At 43.4% G+C, this 12479-nt stretch carries 10 protein-coding genes; all 10 read right to left on the bottom strand.

What is annotated here, in order from left to right; translation table 11 throughout:
- Nucleotides 1-18: 18 nt before the first annotated feature.
- Nucleotides 19-771 (bottom strand): WxL domain-containing protein, encoded by a 753-nt coding sequence (locus OIT45_RS06840; protein WP_199404801.1) that lies wholly within the window; start codon nt 769-771, stop codon nt 19-21.
- Between the two features lie 51 nt (nt 772-822).
- Complete coding sequence (locus OIT45_RS06835; RefSeq protein ID WP_135798466.1) at nt 823-1206, bottom strand: hypothetical protein; 384 nt, start codon at nt 1204-1206, stop codon at nt 823-825.
- 261 nt (nt 1207-1467) lie between these two features.
- Nucleotides 1468-2730: a UDP-N-acetylglucosamine 1-carboxyvinyltransferase gene (locus OIT45_RS06830; RefSeq protein ID WP_135798467.1), complete on the bottom strand. Its 1263-nt coding sequence runs from the start codon at nt 2728-2730 to the stop codon at nt 1468-1470.
- 334 nt (nt 2731-3064) lie between these two features.
- Complete coding sequence (locus tag OIT45_RS06825; protein ID WP_199404800.1) at nt 3065-5065, bottom strand: WxL domain-containing protein; 2001 nt, start codon at nt 5063-5065, stop codon at nt 3065-3067.
- A 229-nt stretch (nt 5066-5294) separates the two neighbouring features.
- A complete protein-coding gene (locus OIT45_RS06820) occupies nt 5295-6905 on the bottom strand; it encodes a CTP synthase (protein WP_135798469.1) in 1611 nt (536 codons plus the stop codon).
- A gap of 175 nt (nt 6906-7080) precedes the next feature.
- A complete protein-coding gene (gene pnuC, locus OIT45_RS06815) occupies nt 7081-7875 on the bottom strand; it encodes a nicotinamide riboside transporter PnuC (RefSeq protein ID WP_199404806.1) in 795 nt (264 codons plus the stop codon).
- A gap of 129 nt (nt 7876-8004) precedes the next feature.
- Nucleotides 8005-9495 (bottom strand): hypothetical protein, encoded by a 1491-nt coding sequence (locus tag OIT45_RS06810; RefSeq protein ID WP_199404799.1) that lies wholly within the window; start codon nt 9493-9495, stop codon nt 8005-8007.
- A complete protein-coding gene (locus OIT45_RS06805; RefSeq protein WP_199404798.1) occupies nt 9476-10384 on the bottom strand; it encodes a hypothetical protein in 909 nt (302 codons plus the stop codon). The genes OIT45_RS06810 and OIT45_RS06805 overlap by 20 nt, the downstream gene beginning before the upstream one ends.
- A 138-nt stretch (nt 10385-10522) precedes the next feature.
- On the bottom strand, nt 10523-11515 hold the full coding sequence (locus OIT45_RS06800; RefSeq protein ID WP_264329956.1) for an IS30 family transposase: 993 nt from the start codon (nt 11513-11515) through the stop codon (nt 10523-10525).
- A gap of 166 nt (nt 11516-11681) precedes the next feature.
- A complete protein-coding gene (locus tag OIT45_RS06795; protein WP_199404741.1) occupies nt 11682-12470 on the bottom strand; it encodes a hypothetical protein in 789 nt (262 codons plus the stop codon).
- Nucleotides 12471-12479 lie beyond the last annotated feature (9 nt).

Genomic DNA, 12479 nt, shown 5'->3' with positions numbered 1-12479 from the left:
TTTACCTCTGTCTTTTTACTACTTGATAGGTGTATTCGTTGGAACTTGTTCCAAACTCCAATTCAAATTAGTTGAATATGTTGCCGCGTGCTTAACGGCTTTACCTGGTACAAACAAACTTACTGCTTTATCGTCAGCTAATTTGTCGCTACCAAAGCGCGTTAACCATGTTCCTTGACCACTGTTCGCAGCAGCCGTCATAACCAACTTCTTCTGGCCTTTTTCCAATACAATGTCGTTTGCGGCAACGATTGGTGCAGTTGCGCCAGTCCCTGCAATTCCCTTAACGTTTGCATCATGCAACGTAATCACCGCACCATCAAGTGAATTCTTGTTATCCGTCAAATCACCTTGTTGCGTTACAGATAGCACCCAACCTTTATCGTCACCGGTATTATCAGTAACTTGCACATAATTCGGACCTGTCGTGGTCTTTCCTTGACCGTCCGTGAATTTTTGTGCATCTGCATAATACGTTTCATCGGTCGTCGTAATTTTGTTCTGACCAAAATTAAATGATGACGCAAAATCAAGTGATAAAGGTCCCGCATTAGGATTATCAGGTTTGTTGGGATTATTAGGATCCACTGGCTTAACCGCATTGGTCGGATCTGGATTGTTTGGATCCAACGGTCCAGATGGTTGATCGTTTGGAATAAACGTCACCTGTGCCGTTGAATCAAGTGTTGAGACGGGCGCTGCGTATACACTCGCAGTTAATCCCAGCGTTGCCATTGCCGATGCGGCAAATAATGTAACAGTTTTAGACATATTTTTTCTCCTCGCTTCGAATGTGTCTAAAAGGGTCAATACGTGGATAAATTAACCGTGTTGGCTAAATTTCTTACCGTTAACGAAATAAAGGCCGGTGGCAATGAATGTTAACAACACTGGAAAACTAAATCGTTCTAGTATCGTTTGGCTACCCGTGTTCGGCAACACCGGCTTACCATCCTTTTCATTGGCCTGCTTATAATACGGGTTTGTATTATCGTTTGGTTGGTAGACTGTGTTTTGTGATGTATCAGCCGAACCATTCACTTGATCATCTGGGTAAGTGTAGTGGCCACTAAATCGGGCCACACCATCCGTTTGATAAGTTTCAGTCGAAACTGCGTTGGCAGGCGTATCTTCTGTATAGCCCACCGTTGCGACGCTTAGACCAAACAGCGTACTAGCAACAATCAAAAGTGCTTTAACTTTCATATAATTTATCCTCCCCTCACAATAAGTTTGGTTTACAGATAGTCTTTACCTATTTGTACACCTTTAGTGTAAATTGTTTGACAGGCAATATTGGCAATCGCTTTGAATAAGGCGCACTTACAAAACATTCGTGGTGGTTTTTTAATTTTTAAAAATTAAGTGCCTAAGCAAAAAAGCACCAGTCCCAAATGATTGAGACTGGTGCTTTGCTGTATATATTAAAACACACACAACGCCAAGTCGCATTGTGTGTGTTTATCATTAATCTTCAGCTATTTGAATATCAGCATTCAACATCGTTAGCTTATGGATAATGTGATCATATCCACGCAAAACGTGCTCAGCATTCGTTACTTCAGTGATGCCATCAGCCATCAAGCCAGCCGTCACCAAAGCAGCCCCTGCGCGAATCTCAGCCGCAGCAACACTTGCGCCGTGGAAGTTATTGCTGTTAGCAACTGTAATAACCCCGTACTCAGGATTTTCAATTGCTACCCCAAGCTTTTGAAGTTCGGGGATGTGACGTGTACGTTCTGGATAAATCGTCTCTGAAATAATGCTCTCACCGTCAGCCAACGTCAAAAGTGGCGTAATTGGTTGTTGCAAGTCAGTGGCGAAACCAGGGAATGGTGCTGTCTTAATGTGAATAGGCTTAAGGTTATCAACCTTTGGCACAAAGATGCTATCTTCGCGAACATCCAATTCAACGCCCATTTCAATCATCTTAGCCGTGAATGACTCCAAGTGCTCAGGGATAATGTTCTTAACCAAAACACCGTCACCTTGTGCTGCAGCCAACGCCAAATAAGTTCCTGCTTCAATACGGTCAGGAATAATCGTGTGGGTATTCTTTGATTCCAACTTAGGCACACCCGTAATACGGATAACGTCTGTTCCTGCACCACGGATTTGCGCACCCATGTTGTTCAAGAACGTTGCCAAGTCGATAATTTCTGGCTCACGCGCGGCATTCTCCAAAATGGTTGTACCTTCTGCGTGTACGGCTGCCAAAATGATGTTCATCGTGGCACCAACTGAAACCATATCCAAGAAGATGCGAGCACCCTTCAAACCGTTTTCAGCTGTAATATAAACCGTATCGTTTTCTTCACGAACCGTCGCACCCAAAGCCTCAAAGCCCTTGATGTGTTGGTCAATCGGACGAGGTCCAATGTTATCACCACCAGGGAACGTCACCGTTGCACGGCCAAAGCGTCCCAACAGTGAACCCATAAAGTAGTATGAGGCACGCAAAGACTTAATTGCCGTAGATGGCAGTTCCGCCTCGACGATATCAGTTGGATCAATCATCAACTCGCCACCTACAAACGTAGACTTGACGTTCATTGACTCCAAGATAACTTGCAAATTGTATACATCTAGAATATCTGGCACACTGTCAAACTTCACTGGTGTCTCAGCCAAAATTGCCGCTGGAATCAAGGCAACAGTAGAGTTCTTTGCGCCTCCGACTGTCACTTCACCACTGAGTCGGCGTCCACCATGGATAACCAACTTCTTCATTCTTTCACCCTTATAAAAGTCTTATTTCTTTTATGCCTATCAGGCCCGTTCATGTTTTCGTTTATTCGTAACGCGCATACCGATTGATTATCATCAAGCGGGAAGTTCTATTAACTTCTAAACAACGTACTGTACAAGTCTACATTACATTTATATGAATAACAAGAAAAGTTGGCACCTAATATCAACCTATAACTTTTACTTTAAATTTACCGAATTATCGTACTCGTTATATTCCATACAGTTCTTATTACTTATTTATAATTCACAAATAATAAGAAAATATGCTTATACAAAAACCGGCCATCATAACGTTGTTGGCCGGTTTTCTACTTTATTTAATCGTCCCTGGCACGTTCATCAACATCCAATTCATATTGGCTTGATAAGCCTCCGCCTTAGCGGTCGTTCCGGGTACAACTAACGAAACACCACTATTCGTTTTGCGACCATCATAATCCGTTCCGAAATCATTCTGTCCACCAAAACGAGTTAGCCACGTACCCCAGACACCAACATTGTCGGCCGACATAATTTGGATGGTGTCACCGAAAAATGCCGATTGATCTGCCATCGCTGTCACGCCCTTCTGGTTCGCATCAGTCGATGCTAATGCAGCCCCTTTAAATTCTAAATAAGCTTGCGCCAGTGTCGTATTTGAGCTTTGACTTTTCAACTCGCCTAGCTTCACCTGAAGCGCCCACTTTCCTGGTTGTTCACGTAAATCTGTAACCTGTGCATACAGGGGCGTAATCAACCCGGCATGGTTCGCATCACTAAACGTTTGCGCGGTTGCATGGTAGGTTTGATTTAAAGCACTAATCTTTTGCTTTCCAAAATCAAAAGTTGCCGCATAATCAAGTGTTAATTGACCACTGGCGTCCGTTGGAACATCAGACCCATCCCCAGGATTAACCGGTGTGACCGGATCATCCAATTTTGGGTCAAATGGATTTAATGGGCGGTTATAAATTGGGTAGTACGTGACAACCACCGCTTTTTTATCACCGAACTTCCCAGTAACGGTTTTAATATCTGGCGTAAAGCCGGCTTGTTGTGGCGAATCAATTGCATATGTTTCACCATCATAGCCAGACTTGGTTACTTGCTTAAAGTATTGACCCCGACTAGCTGCATACTGATACTTAACCGTCACGTCACTGGTCTTCTCATATGTTAAATCGCATTCCGTGTTAACATCGTTGCCAATCGTAAAGTTAAGATAGTTCGCATGATTCTTTCCAGCTAACTCATAGCCCGGCACTTTAGGCGCCAAGTAAACATAGTCTGGATCGTAATTAGGATCTTTCGCAGCATCCGCTTGCGCTGTTTCATCTCTCAAAACAGTCACGTGTGCACCAACCAATGCCGGCTTAACTGCCGGTGTGAAGACAGGCGCCTTAAAATCAGATGTATCAATCGTTCCAGCTGCCGGCACCCCCTTAAACGTCACATTAGAAGTCCCTAATTGCAATTCGAATGATCGCATATCAACGGTCATGGTTGACGTATCTTGCCCAGTCGCTGCAATCACACCAAACCCCATGTTGCGATATACGGTAATTGTTTTTGACCATGTTTTGGCCCTACCCCATACATCTTTAAACGCGGCTGAATTAAGGGTACCTGTCACCTGATCACCAGACACTTGCTTAGGTGTCCAGTTGATTTCAACATCATCACCATTTCGATTTAACCCAATTTCTTGCGCTTTATCTACACTGCCATCATAAGGCCGTAACATCCCTTGGTTATCTGTTGATCGAAAAGAGGCATATTGAGATCTGTTATTTACCGTTCCCCATGATACTTTTGCATCATTTTGCTCAGAGTTATAGTGAAAATCGATGCCCCAAAAATGGGCATCACTAAATCCAGTCCCCTTAGCTGGGTCCTTTCCGATTCCCATCAAACCACCGCGCGAACCATTCCCCATTTTCTCAGGCGCGACCGGTGCCATCATGACACCAAACGCATCTCCCGTTCGCTTACGAGCCGAATTTCCGCCCGTACTGGTACGCAACACACCTTTGAACTTAAATGGTTGTGAAACGTCAATTGAGTACTTAAATGAAGCCGATCCAAATTGTTGTTCCAATCCCTGGGTTAAATCAGCTTGTCCATTCTTGAATGGTGTACTGTCACCACCCGTGATAAAAGCCTTCTCCATTTGTCCCGGAGTGGTTAGATTAATTTTCGAATTACCAATCTCAGTTTGTGTGGCAAGTTCTGGAATCGTGGCTGCAAATACTGTTGTTGGCAAAACTGGCAGCGCTAACCCTAGCGTAGCGGTCAGCATGACAGTCTTAGAAAGCCTTTTGATGAATAGTCCCATTGGTTTTCCTCGCTTTTTTGCTTACGGTGTCTTATTCACGCCGCGAGTAAAAGTTTGTCACTCACATATATATAGTTCACCCTTTTTACATAGTAACGAACCATGGAACCGGAACCGCCAAAGCTACATAAAACAATATACTCACCAACATGATTATCAGTCAGTTTTTCAAGAAAAAGAAAAAGGCTAACCTTGCACATGCAAGATTAGCCTTTTTAAAGTTCTATAATTAAGCTTCCTTCTTATCCAACGCAGCCTTCACAAAGGCACCGTACAAAGGTTCTGGACGGTATGGACGTGACAAGAATTCTGGGTGGTATTGGGCAGCCACAAAGAAATCATTCTCTGGCAACTCAATAATTTCCATCAAACGATCGTCAGGCGAAGTACCTGCGAAGACCATACCGGCATCCTCAAATTCCTTACGGTAGTCGATGTTGAATTCGTAACGGTGACGGTGACGCTCTTGAATCTCATCTTGACCCTCGTAAATGTCCTTCGTCAACGTACCATCCTTCAAGTCAGCTGGGTACAAACCAAGACGCAAAGTACCACCACGATCCGTTACTTCCTTTTGGTCGTTCATCAAGGCGATAACTGGTGCTGACGTCTCTGGGTTCAATTCGATTGAGTTAGCATCGTCGTATCCAAGGACGTGACGAGCAAACTCAACTGAGGCCAATTGCATTCCTAAGCATACGCCCAAGAATGGCACATTGTTCTCACGGGCGAATTGGATAGCTGAAATCTTACCTTCAGTTCCACGCGCTCCAAATCCACCAGGCACGATAACACCGTCGGCATCGGCCAACAATTCAGAAACATTTTCGTCGTTAACCTTTTCTGAGTTAATGGCGTTAATTTCAACATCAGCATCAACTGCGTAACCACCGGCACGCAAAGCTTCGTTAACTGAAATGTATGCGTCTTGCAAATCAGCATACTTACCAACCAACGTAATCTTCAACTTCTTCTTCAAGTTGCGGATCTTTTCGATCATGGCTGTCCATTCAGTCATGTCGGCTGGTTCAGCCGTCAATCCCAAACGCTTCAAGATAACATCGTCCATACCTTGCTTTTGCATGTTCAATGCAATTTCGTACAAGATATCAACGTCCAATGACTCGATAACAGCTTCAGGTGCAACGTCTGTGAACAAAGCCAACTTTTCACGCATTTCTGGCGTGATTGGTTGCTCAGTACGGACAACCAACATGTCAGGCTGGATACCCAATGAACGCAACTCAGCTACTGAGTGTTGCGTTGGCTTCGTCTTCATCTCTCCTGCGGCACGCAAGTATGGAATCAATGACGTGTGGATGTAGGCAACGTTTTCAGCACCTACCTCACGCTTCATTTGACGCAAAGCTTCAATAAATGGCAATGATTCGATATCACCAACCGTACCACCAACTTCAGTAATCACGATGTCGGCGTCCGTTGTCTCAGCGGCGCGCATCATCTTTTCCTTCAAAGCGTTCGTGATGTGAGGGATAACTTGAACAGTTGCACCATCATAGTCACCACGACGTTCCTTAGCCAAAACTTCAGAGTACACACGTCCTGACGTAACGTTTGAGTACTTGTTCAAGTTAATGTCGATGAAACGCTCATAGTGTCCCAAGTCCAAATCAGTTTCCAAACCGTCATCAGTAACGAAAGTCTCACCGTGTTGGTATGGTGACATCGTTCCTGGGTCGACGTTAATGTATGGATCAAACTTTTGTACGGCAATCTTGAAGCCGCGGTTCTTCAACAAGCGACCCAATGATGCTGCGACGATACCCTTACCCAATGATGAAACAACACCACCGGTAACAAAGACGTACTTAGCTGTCATAAAAACAATCCTCCGAGTTCTGTTTGCAGGAGCAATAAAAAATAAAAAAGCTCCCAATGCTATTATAGCCTTGGGAGCGTTAATCAACTTTGATTACGTCTTGTAAACTAATACAAGAGCCCGGAACTTAATAATACACCAATTCCAGAAATTGTCAACTTTTAGTTACAAATTATTAGTCGTGATCGGCAATGCGCATGCTCTTCTTGAACCAAGGTGAAGCAAAGAAGGCAATCAAGTCGTTTCCCATGTACAACATGTACGTGAAGAACAAGACCAATGAGGCATCCCCTTGAGCGGCTGTAACACCCCACAAAATAACTTGGGCAATACCTTGCAAGAACCACATGTAGTAGGCCTCTGAAAAGCGCAATGTCGTCAAAACCGCACCCGTAATACCAATGGCTGCCGCCCCAGCGTCAATCATTGGACGTGGTGAGTGCGTCACATAGACATCAAAGAAGTAAAGCGCAATGTAAGAAACAATAAATACCAAAACAAAGAACGTACGCGTCTTTGCAAAGGTCATCTTCTCACCGCGTTCTTTCACTTCGCTCAGCTTACGCACACGTGTCGCAACGTTTTCTGACCACGATGGCATCAAAATAACTGGCAAATCCAACAAAATAATATAAACGAATTGCAAAACTGCATCGGCAGGATTACCAGCATCTAGGGCCAACCCGATATAAACAAGGGCTGAAATCAATCCCAAAATACCATTGATTGGTCGAGCATTGGTAATAGCTAGCGTTGTTGTAAAGCCCAACAATGCAGCTGCCAACGTCCAGATAGCCATCCCCGTAATCGGGTTAGCAATCGTTTGACTAATCAAAAAGCCAAAACCGAACATCAACAACAAGTAAGATGGCAATGCCCACCCTCGCATTTGTTCAACGTACCAAGATGGCTTGAAAATCTTTGCAACGTGCGCCCAAGAAAATGATGGCGTCTTTTGTGGTTCATTCATCATGAAAACCTCTTTCTTCAGTTTACTTTGTTACGCGAGGACTCTCTCGCGGTTACTAATAAAAAGCAACTGTACTAGTGTACGCTAGTTTAAGAAGGTTTGCAAAAACGTTTCACCTATTTAGGACAACTAATATATTTGTGTTTCAAATATCGCCATCATCTTCTTTGTCGCCGTGTGCAGGAAGATGTCGTACTCAGCAAATGACGGTGAAGACGGCCACACAAACAGTGTCGTTTCATCTGACATCGTTAATCGATCGGCAATCACGATGTCTGGCGTCTCTGCTTCATCCGTCACAAAGACCACGTTTAACATTTCAGTTGTCATAATCATGCGTTGAATATGTTGCGCCAGAAGATTGTCTTGGTAGTCCAGGCGCACTCGAATCGTTGGCAACATTTTTTCACGTGGCAAGGCTTGCAAAAATGCATTATAGAAATCAATCTCCATCCGGCGCAAAATTGTGTCTGTCTGCTCATCAAAAGCCAAACCAACATGACGGAGCACTTTTTGCGTAAACAATTTATATGTCGGGTACAAGGTGTGCCCCGTTGCCATGCCGTCCTCAGCTTGATAATTAATGCGACGTAAAAACATTAAGACAACCACCGGCTGGATCAACAGCAATGGCCAACTGCTATTTTGGCTTTCCGGCAGTTCTTCCTTAAAAAATTCACGATAGGTTGTCTGCACACTTTGAAAGACAACATTGTACATCTCTCTGAGCGCTGGCGTTGCGTGATTCATCATATTGCCATGCAAAATCGCATCTGTCATCAAAACACCCATTGCAAAATTAGCTTCTGCATCTAAGCATTCTGGCATCAAACGACGATAGCGTAATACAATTGCGCGCAACGTGCGATAAGGCATCTTCAACTCATCATCATGTTCGATTGTCGATTCAAATATATTACTAATTGCTTCATTTCGATCGATTGTTTGACTTGATTGTAGTCGTGTAATCGAGACGCCTAAGAAAACAAACAATCGCATTCGTTGCACGTTATTCAGACTCACAACATGGTTCCCCTCAAAAAAGGCCACCGTCTGACGAGTCAAAGATAATATTTGTTCAGGAAAATAGCGTGTTAAATCGGCTTCAGTTTCAACAATATCCGCCAATACACGATACATCATAATTCGGATAGTTGATTCGCTACCAACCAATTGCATATTGCTGCTCACCGATACGCCACTGCCTGCCAATCGATCATTCAACAGCGTTCGATCAGCTACGAGATGATTACCTGCAATGTCAAGTTGGTCCGCGAAAGTGGCTGCCGAAATTGGGCTATCTGACATACCACGAATCAGCATCGCTAAGGCGTGCGATTCAATCGTATAAAAATACTCCAAACGCATGATATTAACTTGATAGCCAGGTGTCCATGAAATCATGCCACCCTTGTCTTCAAACTTCAAAGCCGCCGTATTCACGATGCCGAACCTGGTTTCATCCGCAACGATTTCGGTGAGCAAAGTCTTTGCCATGTATTTAGAGACGTTAAAATGACGCTCAACTTCAATCAGAGGCACACTTGTTTTGTTTTGTTGATATAAAAAGCGGACAACCTGCAACTTCTGATGTTCACGCTTACCCAATAGCCATTCCATGATTATCCTCCAATTCCACCCATAAAAACTGTAACGTAAACGATTCAAAAGACTCGCCCATCACACGTTCAAAGTAAGGCCAGTTTTCTTTAGGTTGGAAGATTTGAATCATCTCACGTACCGTATCATATTTTTGCTTTGCCAGTGACTGTTTCCCTGCAATAACTAGTCGAATGACATTGATGACTTCACGCAAAACTGCCGTTGTCCAATCATCCGATTTGACCTGCATGCTGTAAAAAATGGCCACCAATTCATCCATACGTGCACGTTGCCCATGCTCAGCATGCATAACAATCAACTCAAAAAGCAACATCCCAATAACTTGAACCGCTTCATGGCGAATGGCGCCACCATGTTCTTCGCTTAGCTGAATTTGCAAGCGAAGGCCGCGTCGCAACTTCTTATATTGTTCACGTAAATCGTCATACGTAAAATAATTCAAATACAGCAATACGACCTTTATCTCGGCCAATGTGTAATTCTCAGTTCGACGTAGTAAGTCCATCAATACTGGCTTCAACCGTATAATCATTTCTTCAGGCAGCGTCGCAACGCCCCATTCATCGCTATTTTTCGCTAACGCAATAATTTCTGTCACCGATCGCGTCTGACGATAGCTTTCAATCGCAGCCATCATTTGATCAAGTGTCAGGTCCTGTTCTATTTCCTCATGTGGCATATACATACCAATCTCAGCTAATCCCACATTCAATGTTTTTAAAATGGCATGCAACTTATGCACCGTAATGTCACCTTGCCCATTGATAAATGTATAATAGCGGCCACTAGAAATGGCCGTATGTTGCAAAATATCCCGGACAGAAATGTGCTTTAACTCTATAACCTTACGTACCGCGTTCAAAATTGGCGTATCAATCCCAGCCATACCAAAATTCCTCTCTTAATCCCGGAAATCTCACTTACATTCGGGAAGTTTATCACACCTTTTTTCTCTCTATATGATTATTTTATATAAGGTGTGAAAAACTATCATTAGGCTGGGTTTTTTATTTTTGGTGAATTGTCAATTCAACCGGAACACTTGAGATAAATAATATTCTTTAGCCGATCTCCAGCCGAAAAGCTTTCGAGGTCGGCTATTAATTTGCTCAACCATTTGTTCAATGTATTCGTCTGAATAATCTTCGATTGCAGTCCCTTTAGGGACGTACTCACGGATTAGCCCATTTGTATTTTCGTTGGTCCCACGTTGCCATGGAGCGTGGGGATCAGGAAAGTAAAACTGGACATCGAATTTCTTTGTTATCTCATCTTGCGCACTGAATTCATTTCCGCGGTCTGGAGTTAAAGTCTGTATCTGACTAGTTGGAAGGGAATCTAGCATTGAACCTATGATTCTCATAACATCGACGGTTTTCTTTGATGCCGCTCGTTTTGAAAGTAATATTCTGGTCTTCCTATCAACCATTGTGACCAATACTTGACCGCCTTTACGGCCAATAACAGTGTCCAGTTCCCAATCTCCAATTCGAGAGCGACAACCTGCTTCTGCAGGTCGCTCGTCAATCGTATTTGGAATTCTAATCTTACCTCGACGCTCGACATGACCTTTAGTATGTCGAGTTTTTCCTCTATGCCGAAGCGCACGAGCAATGCCCCGAGCTTTGTGACTTTTCACCGGCTGGCCCAAGTTATCTCTATAAATCGCTCGGTAGATTGTATTTGCGCTAATAATCGTATGACCTTTTGATATCTTTAGTCGACCAGCTATCTGTTCAGGCGACCAATGTTTTTGATTGATTCCATATATAACTAGTTCTCGCAGTTCAGTGTTATCTAACTTTCGGTGTTTATGCGACTTCGTTCGAGCAAGCATGTGCTTTTGATCGGCATCCTCAGCTTCATAAGTTGAGCCAACACAGCGGGCAATCTCACGAGAGATTGTCGAAGCGCTTCTACCAATTTCTTTTGCAATGCTACGCATTGACAACCCTTCTCTGAGTAAAACTTCTATACGTCCGCGATCAAATGCGGTAAGCTGATGATAATGACTCATAATGTTTCCTCGCGTTCTGTATGTTCTAGACAAACTACATTTTACGCTGGTTCATTATGAGTCAGTTTTTATTTAGCTTAGTGTTGCACTTGAATTGTAAATTCAAGTTTACAAAAATACCTGTTAATTAATTTGCTATTTTAAAAATAATCCAAACGGCGATTATTTAATTAATATCTTTCAGGCGATACGTCCACCTTAACTCTCGCAATACATATGCCATCACTTTAAGTGACTCAGCAATGTTACCCGCAATGTGATAGCCCTTAACCAACGGGCCCGTTAAGTCTGCCCGTTGGTTCAACTGTCGAATAACACCTAAATAGACATACCACAATTGCCCCATCGTGACTTTTATTGGCGACGGCGTGATTTCATAAACCTGCTCAGTTTCATAAGATGTAATCGACATTCCCAACACATTTGGCGTTCGAATCATAAACGCAACATCATTTAACATCGGCACCTGACCGACCCGTGAAATAATCCACGTCCCCCGGTTTGGCAGATGCACCAGCTTGCCAAATCGTGTCGTTTCAGTCACTTCACCAATACGAACGGGACCAACAAACGTCGCCTCTTCATTCAAAAACATGCCCGTCAATCCTATCGGCGTCACATCATTTGTGTGTGCCGATGGCCAATAAGGCTTTATCATGCACTCTACTTTTTCAAATGGTACGCATAGCACCCGGTTATAATAATCAATTAATTCGATGTATGTCATGTTCCACGGGTACTTCCCCCCAAGTTTGACTGCTTGAAAAGCGTTGTCGTCATTAAAGCTTAAATCTTCTTTTTTGTGGGGCAGAATTTTTTTGATTTCATCCTGCCGAACAGGCGTATAAACTAACGTGTCATCAAGCAGCACATAGACAGTTTCTTCATCTACCTTATCAATAACGCCCGTTCTACCATCTTGTAGCATAATGCGATCCAATGCGTAAAATTCCATCTACTCACT

This window comes from Weissella sp. LMG 11983 (assembly GCF_025908495.1).
Taxonomy (GTDB): domain Bacteria; phylum Bacillota; class Bacilli; order Lactobacillales; family Lactobacillaceae; genus Weissella; species Weissella fermenti.
This window is presented reverse-complemented; position numbering and strand designations above follow the sequence as displayed.